This is a genomic window from Nocardioides ginsengisegetis (assembly GCF_014138045.1).
In the GTDB taxonomy this organism is placed as follows: Bacteria; Actinomycetota; Actinomycetes; order Propionibacteriales; family Nocardioidaceae; genus Nocardioides; species Nocardioides ginsengisegetis.
In genome coordinates, this window is record NZ_JACGXA010000001.1 from 3551880 (window position 1) to 3565479 (window position 13600).

General features: G+C 71.1%; 14 protein-coding genes. 2 read left to right on the forward strand and 12 right to left on the reverse strand.

Annotated elements, in window-relative coordinates; all coding sequences use genetic code 11:
• Positions 1-3: 3 nt before the first annotated feature.
• From nuoK to FB382_RS17215, 12 genes are all read right to left on the reverse strand, one after another.
• The gene (nuoK, locus tag FB382_RS17160; protein WP_125036586.1) at positions 4-303 is read right to left on the reverse strand and encodes an NADH-quinone oxidoreductase subunit NuoK; all 300 of its coding nucleotides are present in this window, start codon (positions 301-303) and stop codon (positions 4-6) included.
• A complete protein-coding gene (locus FB382_RS17165; RefSeq protein ID WP_182540922.1) occupies positions 300-1076 on the reverse strand; it encodes an NADH-quinone oxidoreductase subunit J in 777 nt (258 codons plus the stop codon). The genes nuoK and FB382_RS17165 overlap by 4 nt, the downstream gene beginning before the upstream one ends.
• Positions 1073-1627: an NADH-quinone oxidoreductase subunit NuoI gene (gene nuoI / locus FB382_RS17170; protein WP_125036588.1), complete on the reverse strand. Its 555-nt coding sequence runs from the start codon at positions 1625-1627 to the stop codon at positions 1073-1075. The genes FB382_RS17165 and nuoI overlap by 4 nt, the downstream gene beginning before the upstream one ends.
• A complete protein-coding gene (gene nuoH / locus FB382_RS17175; protein WP_343055654.1) occupies positions 1627-2943 on the reverse strand; it encodes an NADH-quinone oxidoreductase subunit NuoH in 1317 nt (438 codons plus the stop codon). The genes nuoI and nuoH overlap by 1 nt, the downstream gene beginning before the upstream one ends.
• Entirely contained in the window at positions 2940-5357 is a 2418-nt protein-coding gene (locus FB382_RS17180; RefSeq protein ID WP_182540923.1) for an NADH-quinone oxidoreductase subunit G, read from the reverse strand. Before FB382_RS17180 ends, nuoH begins: the two co-directional genes overlap by 4 nt.
• Complete coding sequence (gene nuoF / locus FB382_RS17185) at positions 5354-6658, reverse strand: NADH-quinone oxidoreductase subunit NuoF (protein WP_182540924.1); 1305 nt, start codon at positions 6656-6658, stop codon at positions 5354-5356. The genes FB382_RS17180 and nuoF overlap by 4 nt, the downstream gene beginning before the upstream one ends.
• Entirely contained in the window at positions 6655-7338 is a 684-nt protein-coding gene (nuoE, locus tag FB382_RS17190) for an NADH-quinone oxidoreductase subunit NuoE (RefSeq protein ID WP_182540925.1), read from the reverse strand. Before nuoE ends, nuoF begins: the two co-directional genes overlap by 4 nt.
• Positions 7335-8681 (reverse strand): NADH-quinone oxidoreductase subunit D, encoded by a 1347-nt coding sequence (locus FB382_RS17195; RefSeq protein ID WP_125036592.1) that lies wholly within the window; start codon positions 8679-8681, stop codon positions 7335-7337. The genes nuoE and FB382_RS17195 overlap by 4 nt, the downstream gene beginning before the upstream one ends.
• The gene (locus FB382_RS17200; RefSeq protein ID WP_182540926.1) at positions 8681-9388 is read right to left on the reverse strand and encodes an NADH-quinone oxidoreductase subunit C; all 708 of its coding nucleotides are present in this window, start codon (positions 9386-9388) and stop codon (positions 8681-8683) included. Before FB382_RS17200 ends, FB382_RS17195 begins: the two co-directional genes overlap by 1 nt.
• Positions 9385-9939, reverse strand: a complete 555-nt coding sequence (locus tag FB382_RS17205; protein ID WP_182540927.1) for a NuoB/complex I 20 kDa subunit family protein — start codon at positions 9937-9939, stop codon at positions 9385-9387. Before FB382_RS17205 ends, FB382_RS17200 begins: the two co-directional genes overlap by 4 nt.
• A 148-nt stretch (positions 9940-10087) precedes the next feature.
• The gene (locus FB382_RS17210; protein ID WP_182540928.1) at positions 10088-10447 is read right to left on the reverse strand and encodes an NADH-quinone oxidoreductase subunit A; all 360 of its coding nucleotides are present in this window, start codon (positions 10445-10447) and stop codon (positions 10088-10090) included.
• Positions 10448-10584: 137 nt separating this feature from the next.
• Complete coding sequence (locus FB382_RS17215; RefSeq protein WP_182540929.1) at positions 10585-11274, reverse strand: demethylmenaquinone methyltransferase; 690 nt, start codon at positions 11272-11274, stop codon at positions 10585-10587.
• 104 nt (positions 11275-11378) lie between these two features.
• Here FB382_RS17215 and FB382_RS17220 point away from each other — a divergent pair, with 104 nt between their 5' ends.
• On the forward strand, positions 11379-12251 hold the full coding sequence (locus FB382_RS17220; RefSeq protein WP_182540930.1) for a peptidoglycan-binding protein: 873 nt from the start codon (positions 11379-11381) through the stop codon (positions 12249-12251).
• Positions 12252-12331: 80 nt separating this feature from the next.
• A complete protein-coding gene (locus tag FB382_RS17225) occupies positions 12332-13597 on the forward strand; it encodes an isochorismate synthase (protein ID WP_182541601.1) in 1266 nt (421 codons plus the stop codon).
• Positions 13598-13600: the final 3 nt, after the last annotated feature.

A 13600-nucleotide genomic window follows, 5' to 3' on the forward strand; every position in this document is an offset into this window, starting at 1 on the left:
TCCTCAGTACTTCAGCAGGCTCGCGTCGTCGACCGAGGCCGAGCGACGGGTCCGGAAGATGGTCATGATGATCGCGAGCCCGACCACGACCTCGGCCGCGGCGACAACCATCACGAAGAACGCCGCGATCTGGCCGTCGAGGTTGCCGTGCTGGCGGGAGAACGCCGCCAGGGCGAGGTTCGAGGCGTTGAGCATCAGCTCGACGCACATGAACACCACGATCGCGTTGCGCCGGGTCAGGACGCCCACGCAGCCGATCGTGAACAGGATCGCGGAGAGCACGATGTAGGGGGTGATGCTCACTTGTCGGTCTCCTCGTCGTCCGTCGTGCCGGCCAGCGAGCGCTGCACGCCCTCGATGTCCTCGGCGAGTGCCGGGGCGGACCGGACCGTGCCGCGCGCGGCGAGCACCCGGCTGATCGAGGCCTCCGAGGCGGTGCCGTCGGGCAGCAGGGCCGGGGTGTCGACCGCGTTGTTGCGGGCGAAGACGCCCGGGGGCGGCAGCGGGCCGAGGTGCAGGCCCTTCTCGCCGTAGTCGCGGACGCGCTGGGCGGCCAGCATCGCCTGGGTGGGCTTGGGCGTGAGCCGCTCGCGGTGGGCGAGCACCATGGCGCCCATGGCCGCGGTGATCAACAGGGCGCTGGTGACCTCGAAGGCGAAGACGTACTGGGAGAACAGCACCGCGGCGAGGCCCTGGATGTTGCCGCCGGCGTTGGCGGTGTCCAGGCCCACGGCCGAGCCCAGCGAGATCTGGCTGAGCGCCACCACGAGCACGAGGCCGAGCAGCAGGCCGAGCACGATGGCCAGCGCCCGCTGGCCGCGGATGGTCTCCACGACCGAGTCGGAGGCGTCGACGCCGACCAGCATCAGCACGAAGAGGAACAGCATCAGGATCGCGCCGGTGTAGACGATGATCTGGACGGCAAAGAGGAACGGCGCGTCGAGGGCGGCATAGAGGATGGCCAGGCTGATCATCACCACGGCCAGCAGGAGGGCGGCGTGCACGGCCTTGCGGACGAACAGGATGCCCAGCGCCGCCAGCGTCATGATCGGTGCGAGGCACCAGAAGGCGATCACGGCACGATCTCCTCGGTCGGGGCGGGGGCGGCGTACTGGCCCCGGTAGTAGGCGCCCTCGTCGTCGCCGAGCCGCATCGGGTGCGGCGGCTGCTCCATGCCGGGCAGGAGGGGCGCGAGGAGGTCGGACTTCTCGTAGATCAGGTCGGCGCGGTTGTCGTCGGCCAGCTCGTACTCGTTGGTCATCGTCAGCGCGCGGGTCGGACAGGCCTCGATACACAGGCCGCAGAGGATGCAGCGCAGGTAGTTGATCTGGTAGACGCGGCCGTAGCGCTCACCGGGGCTGAACCGCTCGTCCTCGGTGTTGGAGGCACCCTCGACGTAGATCGCGTCGGCGGGGCAGGCCCAGGCGCACAGCTCGCAGCCGATGCACTTCTCCAGACCGTCGGGCCAGCGGTTGAGCTGGTGCCGGCCGTGGAACCGCGGCGCGGTGGGCAGCTTCTCGAAGGGGTACTGCTCGGTGACGACCTTCTTGAACATGGTGCGGAAGGTGACGCCGAAACCCGCGATGGGGTCCCAGAACTGTTCCTTCATGCCCTTGGACTCAGCCATCAGAGGTCCTCCCCAGCGGCGACAGTGGACGTGCGGGACTCGAACGTGAGCGGGACGGCTGCGCCGCGGACGGCGCCTCCGGCAGGCATCGGCGGGACGGGGAAGCCGCCCGCGGCCCGCCCGGTCTCCTCGGTCTCGGCGACCGTCGGCTCCTCCTCGGACTCGCCGATGAAGAACAGCGCGAGGAACAGGACGGCGAGCACGCCGATGCCGATCAGGAGGTACTGGCGGTCGACGCCGCCGTCGAGCGACACCGAGCGGATCGTGGCGACGGCGATGATCCACACCAGCGAGATCGGGATGAGCCGCTTCCAGCCGAACGCCATGAACTGGTCGTAGCGCAGCCGCGGCAGCGACCCGCGCAGCCAGATGAAGACGAAGATGAAGAACAGCACCTTGCCGAAGAACCACAGCACCGGCCAGTAGCCCGTGTCGGCGCCGGGCCAGATGTTGATGAGCCCCCACGGCGCGTGCCAGCCGCCCAGGAAGAGCGTGGTCGCGAGCGCGGAGACGGTCGCCATGTTGATGTACTCGGCGAGGAAGAACAGCGCGAACTTCAGGGAGGAGTACTCCGTGTGGAAGCCGCCGACCAGCTCGCCCTCGGCCTCGGGGAGGTCGAACGGCGCGCGGTTGGTCTCGCCGACCATCGAGATCGTGTAGATCACGAACGACGGGACCAGGATCAGGCCGAACCAGAACTTGTCCTGGGCGGCCACGATCTCGCTGGTGGACATGGAGCCGGCGTAGAGGAAGACCGCGACGAGGGCCAGGCCCATCGCGACCTCGTAGGAGATCATCTGGGCGCTGGAGCGCAGCCCGCCCAGCAGGGAGTACGTCGATCCCGAGGACCAGCCGCCGAGCACGATGCCGTAGATGCCGATCGAGGCGATGGCCATCACGAACAGCACGGCCACCGGCATGTCGGTGAGCTGCAGCGGCGTGCGGACGTCGCTGAACGGCACCTTCACGGTCGGGCCGAACGGGATGACGGAGAACGTCACGAAGGCCGGAACGGCCGCGATCACCGGCGCCAGCAGGAAGACCACCTTGTCGGCGGCCTTGGGGATGATGTCCTCCTTCAGCGCCAGCTTCACGCCGTCGGCCAGCGACTGCAGCAGGCCGAAGGGCCCGTTGACGTTGGGGCCGATCCGGTGCTGCATCCGGGCCACGACCCGGCGCTCCCACCAGATGTTGAACAGCGTGAGCAGCACCAGGACCAGGAAGATCAGCAGGGTCTTGATGGTGATGACCCACCACGGGTCGTGGCCGAAGGCCGAGAGGTCGTCGGCGGCCAGCACGTTGATCGTCGAGATCACAGGTCCGCTCCCTTCACGGTCACGGTGGAGCCGGGCGAGGCCAGGCCGGCCAGCACGCCGGACCCGACGGAGTTGGTGGGCACCCACACGACGCCGTCGACGACGTCGGCCACCTCGGCGGGCAGCGTGACCGAGCCGCGGTCGCCGCTGACGGTGACGGTCGGCCCGACGGCGTCGTACACCGCCTGGCTGACCCGGGCCACGGGCACGCGGGCGGTGGCGGCGAGGTGCTTGTCACCGGCCTGGAGCGAGCCGTTGTCCAGCATCGGCTTCCAGGTCGCGAGGCGCAGCGCGCCGGCCGGGGCGGCGGCCGCCGCCGGGGCGGGTACGTCGATCGCCGGGGCGCGCTCGCCGTCCCAGGGGCCCATGTCCTCGATCTGGTCGCGGGCCTCGGCGACGGTACGGAAGCCGAGCGCGTTGCCGCGACCGAGCTGGGCGAGCTCCTCGGCGATGCCGGACAGCACCCGCAGGTCGGGCAGCGAGCCGGGCGTGCCGAGGACGGCCTCGAAGGGCCGCACGCGACCCTCCCAGTTGACGAACAGGCCGGCCTTGTCGGTCACCGGGGCGACCGGGAAGACGACGTCGGCCGCGCGGGTCACGTCGGTCTCGCGCAGCTCGAGAGCGACCACGAAGCGGGCGGCCTCGATCGCGGCGCGGGTGGCGGCGGGATCGGTCGTGTCGTCGGGGTCGACGCCGCCGATGACCAGGCCGCCGATCTCGCCGGCGGTGAGCGCGGCGACGATCGCGTCGCCGTCGCGGCCCTCGGCCTCGGGCAGCCCGACGACGCCCCACGAGGTGGCGGCGTCGACACGGGCGGCGGGGTCGGCGACCGGACGGCCACCGGGCAGAAGGTTGGGCAGGCAGCCCATCTCGACGGCGCCGCGGTCACCGGCCCGCCGCGGGACCCAGGCGAGCCGGGCGCCGGTGGTGCGGGCCAGGCGGGCGGCGGCGGACAGCGCGCCGGGCGACGTCGCGAGCCGCTCGCCGACCAGGATGACGCCGGTGGCGTCGAGGCCGTAGTCCCCGTGCGACACCAGGGCGTCCAGCGCGGCGGCCTCCTGCCCCGGTGCGGTCGGGACGAGCTGGCCGTTCATCTTGGTCAGCCCGCGCGTGGTGAGCGGGGCGATCGCGACGACGCGCGTGCGGTGACGACGCGAGGCCTTGCGCAGGCGCAGGAAGATCGCACCGGCCTCGTCCTCCGGCTCGAGGCCGGCCAGCACGACGGTGGTGGCCCTCTCGAGGTCGGAGTAGGTGACGGCGCCACCCTCCGGGCCGGTCACCGCGACCTCGGCGGCCAGGAACGCCGCCTCCTCCGCGGAGTGCGGGCGGGCCCGGAAGTCGATGTCGTTGGTGCCGAGGGCGACGCGCGCGAACTTGCTGTACGCGAAGGCGTCCTCGGCGGTGACCCGGCCGCCGGTCAGGACGGCGGACGCACCGGCGTCGTTCAGGCCGCGGGCCGCGACGGCGAAGGCCTCGGTCCAGGACGCCGGACGCAGGCTGCCGTCGGTGTCGCGGACCAGCGGGTGGGTGAGCCGGTCGGGCTGCGTCGCGTAGGTGAACGCGAAGCGGTCCTTGTCGGTGATCCACTCCTCGTTGACCTCGGGGTCGTTGCCGGCGAGGCGGCGCATCACCTTGCCGCGGCGGTGGTCGACGCGGATCGCGGAGCCGCAGGCGTCGTGCTCGGCCACGCTCGGCGTCGAGACGAGGTCGAAGGGCCGGGAGCGGAAACGGTACTCGGCCGAGGTCAGCGCACCGACCGGGCAGATCTGGATGGTGTTGCCGGAGAAGTAGGACTCCAGCGGCTCCTTCTCGTAGATGCCGACCTGCTGGAGAGCACCCCGCTCGATGAGCGCGATGAAGGGGTCGCCGGCGATCTCCTCGGAGAAGCGGGTGCAGCGCGCGCAGAGCACGCAGCGCTCACGGTCCAGCAGCACCTGCGCGGAGATGTTGATCGGCTTGGGGTAGGTGCGCTTGACGCCGCCACCGGCGGAGAAGCGGGACTCGCCGCGGCCGTTGGTCATGGCCTGGTTCTGCAGCGGGCACTCGCCGCCCTTGTCGCAGACCGGGCAGTCGAGCGGGTGGTTGATCAGCAGGAACTCCATGACGCCCTGCTGCGCCTTGTCGGCCACCTCGCTGGTGGCCTGGGTGTTGACGACCATGCCCTCGGCGACCGGCAGCGTGCACGAGGCCTGCGGCTTGGGGAAGCCGCGTCCGTTGCCGGCGTCGGGGATGTCCACCAGGCACTGGCGGCAGGCACCCACGGGCGCGAGGAGCGGGTGGTCGCAGAAGCGCGGGATCTGCACGCCCACCTGCTCGGCCGCGCGGATGACCAGGGTGTCCTTGGGGACGCTGACCTGGACGCCGTCGATGGTGAGCGTGACGAGGTCCGTCGTCACGTCAGGGGTGGTCGTCATACGTTCGCTCCTGCGGGCGCGAAGGCGGTCGAGGCCGCCGGGTCGAACGGGCAGCCGCCGTGGCTGAGGTGGGCGAGGTACTCGTCGCGGAAGTACTGGATCGAGCTGGAGATCGGGCTCGTCGCGCCGTCGCCGAGCGCGCAGAACGAGCGGCCCAGGATGTTGTCGCACTGGTCGAGCAGCAGGTCGAGGTCGGCCTCGCTGCCCTGGCCCTTCTCGAGCTTGGCCAGCGTCTGCACCAGCCACCAGGTGCCCTCGCGGCAGGGCGTGCACTTGCCGCAGGACTCGTGCTTGTAGAACTCCGTCCACCGCAGCACCGCGCGGACCACGCAGGTGGTCTCGTCGAAGAGCTGCAGCGCGCGGGTGCCGAGCATGGAGCCGGCCGCGCCCACGCCCTCGAAGTCGAGGGGTACGTCGAGGTGCTCGGCGGTCAGCAGCGGGGTGCTGGAGCCACCGGGGGTCCAGAACTTCAGCTCGTGGCCCTCGCGGATGCCGCCGGCGAGGTCGATCAGCTCGCGCAGCGTGATGCCGAGCGGGGCTTCGTACTGGCCGGGCGTCGTGACGTGGCCCGAGAGCGAGAAGATGCCGTAGCCCTTGGACTTCTCGGTGCCCATCGAGGAGAACCACGCGTGGCCGTTGCCGATGATGCTGGGCACGGACGCGATCGACTCGACGTTGTTGATGACCGTCGGGCTGGCGTAGAGGCCGGCGACCGCGGGGAACGGCGGACGCAGGCGGGGCTGGCCGCGGCGGCCCTCGAGGCCCTCCAGCAGCGCGGTCTCCTCGCCGCAGATGTAGGCGCCGGCACCGGCGTGCACCACGACGTCGAGGTCGTAGCCCGAGCCGTGGATGTCCTTGCCGAGGTGGCCGGCGAGGTAGGCCTCCTGCACGGCCCGCTGCACCCGGCGTACGACGTGGAGCACCTCGCCGCGAATGTAGATGAACGCCTTGTTGGCCCGGATCGCGTAGGAGCTGATGATCACGCCCTCCACCAGGGTGTGCGGCGTGGCCATCATGAGCGGGATGTCCTTGCAGGTGCCCGGCTCGGACTCGTCGGCGTTGACGACGAGGTACTTCGGCCGGGGGTTGTCCTGCGGGATGAAGCCCCACTTCATGCCCGTCGGGAAGCCGGCGCCGCCGCGGCCGCGCAGGCCGGACTCCTTGACCTCCTCGATCACGGCGTCGGGGGTCATGCCGAGCGCCTTGTCGAGGGCGGTGTACCCGCCGTGCTCCTCGTACGACGCGAGCGTCCAGCTGCGCTCGGCGTCCCAGTTGTCGGTGAGGACCGGGGTCAGGCTCACTTGCCCTCCTGCGTGGTCGCATCGGTGGTCGAGCCTGCCGAGACCGGGGCGGTCCAGCCGCGCTCGCGGGCGATCCTGAGACCGGCCAGCGAGGCGGGACCGGCGCCCGGGCCCTCGTCGGCCCGGTCGTCGGGGAAGCCGGCGAGGACCCGCTCGGCCTCGCGCCAGGTGCAGATGCGCGGGCCGCGGGTGGAGGTGACCTCGACACCGGAGCGGAGGTCGTCGACCAGCCGGGTGGCGGACTCCGGGGTCATGTTGTCCATGAACTCCCAGTTGACCATCATCACCGGGGCGTAGTCGCAGGCCGCGTTGCACTCGACGTGCTCGAGGGTGATCTTGCCGTCGGCCGTGGTCTCGTCGTTGCCGACGTCGAGGTGCTCCTTGAGCCGCTCGAAGATCAGGTCGCCGCCCATCACCGCGCACAGCGTGTTGGTGCAGACGCCGACGTGGTAGTCGCCGACCGGCTTGCGCTTGTACATCGTGTAGAACGTCGCGACGCCGCTGACGTCGGCGGCCGAGATGCCGAGGATGTCGGCGCAGGCCTCGATGCCCTCGGGCGTGATCCGGCCCTCGACGGACTGCACGAGGTGCAGCATCGGGAGCAGGCCGGAGCGCTTCTCGGGGTAGCGAGCGGCGATGTCCTCGAGCTCGGCGTAGGTCTTGTCGTCGATGGCGGTCACCTGTCGACGCCTCCCATCACGGGGTCGATGGACGCGATCGCGACGATGACGTCGGCGACCATGCCGCCCTCGCTCATCACGCTCGTGGCCTGCAGGTTGGTGAAGGACGGGTCGCGGAAGTGCGCCCGGAACGGGCGGGTGCCACCGTCGGAGACCACGTGGGCGCCGAGCTCGCCGCGGGGCGACTCGATCGGCACGTAGGCCTGGCCGGGCGGCACGCGGAAGCCCTCGGTCACCAGCTTGAAGTGGTGGATCAGGCCCTCCATCGACTCACCCATGATGTGGCGGATGTGGTCGAGGCTGTTGCCCATGCCGTCGGAGCCGATCGCCAGCTGGCTGGGCCAGGCGATCTTCTTGTCCGCGACCATGACCGGGGCGCCCTCGAGGCCGGCGAGCCGGTCGGCAGCCTGCTCGATGATCTTCAGCGACTCCCACATCTCGGCGAGCCGGACCCGGAAGCGGCCGTAGGAGTCGCACGAGTCCCAGGTCTGCACCTCGAAGTCGTAGTCCTCGTAGCCGGAGTAGGGCTGGGTCTTGCGCAGGTCCCACGGGTAGCCGGTGGCGCGCAGCGGCGGACCGGTCAGGCCCAGCGCGAGGCAGCCCTCGAGGTCGAGGTGGCCGACGTCGACCAGGCGGGCCTTGAAGATCGGGTTGGCGTTGCAGAGGGCGGCGTACTCGGGGAGCCGCTTCTTCATCAGGGCGATGAAGTCGCGGATCTCGTCGAGGGCGCCGGGCGGCAGGTCCTGGGCCACGCCGCCGGGGCGGATGAACGCGTGGTTCATGCGCAGGCCGGTGATCAGCTCGAAGAGATCGAGGACCAGCTCTCGCTCGCGGAAGCCGATCGTCATGACGGTCAGCGCGCCGATCTCCATGCCGCCGGTGGCGATGCAGACCAGGTGGGAGGAGATCCGGTTGAGCTCCATGAGCAGGACCCGCATGACCTGGGCCTTCTCGGGGATCTGGTCCTCGATGTCGAGCAGCCGCTCGGTGCCCAGCACGTAGGTCATCTCGTTGAAGAACGGCGAGAGGTAGTCCATCCGGGTGCAGAACGTGACGCCCTGGACCCAGGAGCGGTACTCCATGTTCTTCTCGATGCCGGTGTGGAGGTAGCCGATGCCGCAGCGGGCCTCGGTCACCGTCTCGCCCTCGAGCTCGAGGATCAGGCGCAGCACGCCGTGGGTCGAGGGGTGCTGCGGGCCCATGTTGACCACGACCCGCTCGTCGGCCTCGTCCATGCTGCCGGCGCGGATGCCGTCGACGATGGAGTCCCAGTCCTGGCCGGTGACCGTGAAGACGCGACCCTCGGTCGTGTCGCTGGTCCCTGCGTAGATGTCCTGAGTCATCAGCTGTACGACCTCCGCTGGTCCGGCGGCGGGATGGTGCCGCCCTTGTACTCGACGGGGATGCCGCCCAAGGGGTAGTCCTTGCGCTGCGGGTGGCCCGGCCAGTCGTCGGGCATCAGGATGCGGGTGAGCGCGGGGTGGCCGTCGAAGACGATGCCGAACATGTCGAACGTCTCGCGCTCGTGCCAGTCGGCGGTGGGGTACGTCGCCACCACGGACGGGATGTGCGGGTCGGCGTCGGGGGCGCTGACCTCGAGGCGGATCCGGCGGTTGTGGGTCATCGAGAGCAGGTGGTAGACCGCGTGCAGCTCGTGGCCCGCGTCATCGGGGTAGTGCACGCCGCTGACGCCGGAGAGCAGCTCGAAGCGCAGCGCGGGGTCGTCGCGGAGGTGGCGGACGACGGCGGGCAGGTCCTCGCGGCGTACGTGGAAGGTGATCTCGCCGCGGTGCACGACCACGCGGCCGATCGCCCCGGCCAGGCCGTCGTCGGCGAGCCGGGCCTCGAGGGCGTCGGCGACCTCGTCGTGCCAGCCGCCGTAGGGCCGCTGGGCGTCACCGGGGTAGACGATCGGCGCGTTCAGGCCGCCGTAGCCGCTGGTGTCGCCGCTGCCTCGGACGCCGAACATGCCCTGGCGGGTGCCGACGGGGCGGACCTCGTCGCGCGGCGCGGGCGTGGCCGGGGTGGTGTCGGGGGTCTGGTCGCTCACCGGAGCAGGCCCTTCATCTCGGAGGTCGGCAGCGCCCGCAGTGCGACGGTCTCCTGCTCCTCGATCTCGGCGAGGCGGTTGCTGCCGAGCTTGGCGTGCTGGACCTGGTCGTGCAGCTTGAGGATCGCGTCGATCAGCATCTCGGGCCGGGGCGGACAGCCGGGGAGGTACATGTCGACGGGGACGACGTGGTCGACGCCCTGGACGACGGCGTAGTTGTTGAACATGCCGCCGCTGCTGGCGCAGACGCCCATCGCGAGCACCCACTTGGGCTCGGGCATCTGGTCGTAGATCTGGCGCAGGACCGGGGCCATCTTCTGGCTCACCCGGCCGGCCACGATCATCAGGTCGGCCTGGCGCGGGCTGGCCCGGAAGACCTCCATGCCGAAGCGCGCGAGGTCGTACTTGGGGCCGCCGCTGGTCATCATCTCGATGGCGCAGCAGGCCAGGCCGAACGTCGCCGGCCAGAACGAGGCCTTGCGCATGTAGCCCGCCACGCCCTCGACGGTCGTCAGCAGGACGCCGGACGGCAGCTTCTCTTCAAGACCCATCAAAAAGCCCCTTCCGGGTCTACCCGTACTGAGAGTTGCGAGGTGCTGTGCATGCCAAGGCCGACGAGGGAAGGCGACCTTTGTGCGGAGCGCAGCGGAGCGGTCGTCGACCGAGGAGAACGCAGGCAGGTGCAGTGCATCGCAGCTCTCAGTCCCATTCGAGGCCGCCGCGACGCCACACGTAGGCGTAGGCGACGAAGACGGTGGCGATGAACAGGACCATCTCGACCAGCCCGAAGAACTTCAGGGAGTCGAAGAAGACGGCCCAGGGGTAGAGGAAGATGATCTCGATGTCGAAGACGATGAAGAGCATCGCGGTGATGTAGTACTTCACCGGGAACCGCCCGCCGCCGACCGGCTGCGGGGTCGGCTCGATGCCGCACTCGTAGGAGTCGAGCTTGGCCCGGTTGTAGCGCTTGGGGCCCACGGCCGCGCTCATCAACACGGACCCACCCGCGAAGAGCGCAGCGAGGAGGGCCAGCGCCAGCACCGGCGTGTAGAGCTCCATGCCGCAGCGTTTCCTCTCTGTCCCGGCGCCTCGCCCGACCGCCGTCGCGATCGGATTGTGACTTTGTGAACTGAATCACTAAGTGGCGCAGGACACAGTCTGCCACTCGCCCCGGGACGTCGCACCCCGGGGTCGGGCTACCGCGTGGCGCGGTGGAGGGCGACGATGCCGCCCGAGAGGTTGCGCCACTCGGGCTTCTGCCAGCCGGCCTCGGCGACCAGGTCGGCCAGGCCCTGCTGGTCCGGCCAGGCCCGGATCGACTCCGCGAGGTAGACGTAGGCGTCCGGGGAGGACGAGACCGCGCGGGCCACGGCGGGGAGGGCCTTCATGAGGTACTCCATGTAGACCGTGCGGAACGGCGCGAAGGTGGGGTGGCTGAACTCGCACACCACGAGCCGGCCGCCGGGCCGGGTGACGCGGCGCAGCTCGCGCAGGCCCTGGAGCGGGTCGACGATGTTGCGCAGCCCGAAGCTGATGGTGACCGCGTCGAAGGTGTCGTCGGCGAACGGCAGCTGCGTGCCGTCGCCGGCGGTGAAGGGCAGGTGCGGCTTGGCCTGCTTGCCGACCTGGAGCATGCCGAGCGAGAAGTCGCACGGGACCACGACGGCACCGCGGTCGGCGAAGGGCTGGCTCGAGGTGCCGGTGCCGGCGGCGAGGTCGAGCACGCGCTCGCCGTACTGCGGGTCGACGGCCTCGATGACGTCGTGCCGCCACCGCCGGTCCTGGCCGAGGGAGAGCACGTCGTTGGTCACGTCGTAGCGGCGCGCGACCGCGTCGAACATGCGTCGGACGTCGGACGGCTGCTTGTCGAGCTCTGCACGGGCCACGCGCGAAGACTACGACCCGACCCGCGCAACCAAATCCCCGGATCGGGCGTCTTCCTGCTGACACTGGAAGCTCGGAATGGCTTCCTCTTCCCCGGGAGTTCGTGATGAGAGCACTGCGCGCACTGTTCCTGACCGTGCTGGTCTCCGCCCTGCTGTGCGGCGCCGCCTACGGCGCCGGCCTGGCCGTGAAGCAGTACGACGCCGGCCGCGCCGGGGCCGCACCGGTCGGCCACCCCGCGGCCGTGGCGACACCGCCGGCGAGCCCCCTCCCCTCGGCCCGGCCCACCCCGTCGGTGGCGCCCACCCCGACGCTGGCACCGGAGCCGACGCCGACCCTCACGCCGGGCCCCACGCTGCTCGGCCCTGGTGCAACGGGTGACGAGGTCCGCGACCTGCAGGCCCGGCTCGTGGCGATCTACTGGCTCTACGGCGACGTCACCGGCACCTACGACGCGGCAACCTTCGAGGCGGTGCGCGGCTTCCAGGACAAGCGCGGCTTCCCGGCGACCGGCGACGTGGACCGGCGCACCCTCGACCGGCTCCACGAGATGACGCTGACCCCGACCCACGCCGCGATGTACAACCTGGGCAACCAGCCCGGCGCCCTGGACGCCCGCTGCAAGGTCGGTCGGGTGCTGTGCATCGACAAGACCAGCCAGACGCTCCGCTGGGTGGTGGACGGCACGGTCCTGCAGACGCTGGACGTGCGCTTCGGGGCGTCGTACTCGCCCACCCGCGAGGGCCTCTTCCACGTCTACGTCAAGGACGCCGACCACGTCTCGCACCTCTACGGTTCCGAGATGCCGTACTCGATGTTCTTCTCGCGTGGCCAGGCCGTGCACTACTCGAGCGACTTCGCCGCGCGGGGCTACGCCGGGGCGTCGCACGGCTGCGTGAACGTCCGTGACCACGACGGCCTGGCGAGGCTCTTCGCCCAGGTCCGGGTCGGCGACGCCGTGGTCGTCTACTGGTCGTGACCCGGCCCCGACCCGGCCCCGACCCCGACCGCCCGGGTGTCGCGGGGGTGGCCTCGGTCACCGGCGTACGCTTCACCCTCGTGACGACCAGCGCGACCCCCGGCGAGCAGGCCTCCCCTCTCGTCGTGCGCACGGTCCGGCTGGACGGCCATGACGGCTCGCTGCTCGACCTGCTGCCCACCGACCGCCCCGTGACGTGGCTGCGTCGCGACGAGGGCCTGGTCGGCTGGGGCGTCGCCGCCGAGATCCGGACGCAGGGCGCGACCCGCTTCGCCGACGCCGTGAAGTGGTGGGCCGAGACGACCGCCCGCGCGGTGGTGCGCGACGAGGTCGGCGAGCCGGGCACCGGCCTGGTCTGCTTCGGCACCTTCGCCTTCGCCGACGAGCCGGGCGACTCCGTCCTCGTGGTCCCCGAGGTCGTGGTCGGCCGGCGCGGTGACACGACCTGGCTGACGACCATCTCGCGCGGCGGCCTGGACCGCCCCGAGGTCCTCACGGTGGCCGACCAGCCGGTGGCGCCCGTCGAGGTGTCCTTCGCCGACGGCGCGCTCGACGGCGAGCGCTGGATGTCGGTCGTCGCCGACGCCGTCGCCCGGATCAACGCCGGCGACCTGGAGAAGGTCGTCCTGGCCCGCGACCTGGTCGCGACCGCCGAGGCGCCGATCGACGTGCGCTGGCCCCTGCGGCGGCTGGCCGAGACCTACGGCATGTGCTGGACCTTCCACGTCGACGACATGTTCGGCGCGACCCCGGAGATGCTGGTGCGCCGCGAGCGCGGGCTGGTGACGTCACGGGTGCTGGCCGGCACCATCCGCCGCACCGGCGACGACTCCCGCGACCTCGCGCTGGCCGCGACCCTGGCCCGCTCGTCGAAGGACCTCGAGGAGCACGAGTACGCCGTCCGGTCGGTCGCCGACGCGCTCGACCCGCACTGCCAGTCGATGAACGTGCCGGAGTCGCCCTTCGTCCTGCACCTGCCCAACGTCATGCACCTGGCCACCGACGTGGCCGGCGTGGTGCACGACGCGGCGACGGTCTCCTCGCTCCAGCTCGCGGAGGCGCTGCACCCCTCGGCGGCCGTCGGCGGCACCCCCACCCCGGTCGCGACCGCGCTGATCGCCGAGATCGAGGGCATGGACCGCGGCCGCTACGCCGGGCCGGTCGGCTGGATGGACGCCAGCGGTGACGGCGAGTGGGGCATCGCGCTGCGCTCGGCCCGTCTCGAGGGCTCGGCCGTGCGGCTCTACGCCGGCTGCGGCATCGTCGCCGACTCCGACCCCGAGGCCGAGCTGGCCGAGTCGCAGGCGAAGTTCGTCCCCGTGCGGGACGCGCTGTCGGCTCCCTGAGGG

What these genes read in the sequence shown, in the direction of transcription:
- FB382_RS17220 (WP_182540930.1), top strand. Translation starts at nt 11,379, where the DNA reads ATGAGAGCACTGCGCGCACTGTTCCTGACCGTGCTGGTCTCCGCCCTG.
- FB382_RS17195 (WP_125036592.1), bottom strand. Translation starts at nt 8,681, where the DNA reads ATGACTCAGGACATCTACGCAGGGACCAGCGACACGACCGAGGGTCGC.
- FB382_RS17180 (WP_182540923.1), bottom strand. Translation starts at nt 5,357, where the DNA reads ATGACGACCACCCCTGACGTGACGACGGACCTCGTCACGCTCACCATC.
- nuoI (WP_125036588.1), bottom strand. Translation starts at nt 1,627, where the DNA reads ATGGCTGAGTCCAAGGGCATGAAGGAACAGTTCTGGGACCCCATCGCG.
- FB382_RS17205 (WP_182540927.1), bottom strand. Translation starts at nt 9,939, where the DNA reads ATGGGTCTTGAAGAGAAGCTGCCGTCCGGCGTCCTGCTGACGACCGTC.
- FB382_RS17210 (WP_182540928.1), bottom strand. Translation starts at nt 10,447, where the DNA reads ATGGAGCTCTACACGCCGGTGCTGGCGCTGGCCCTCCTCGCTGCGCTC.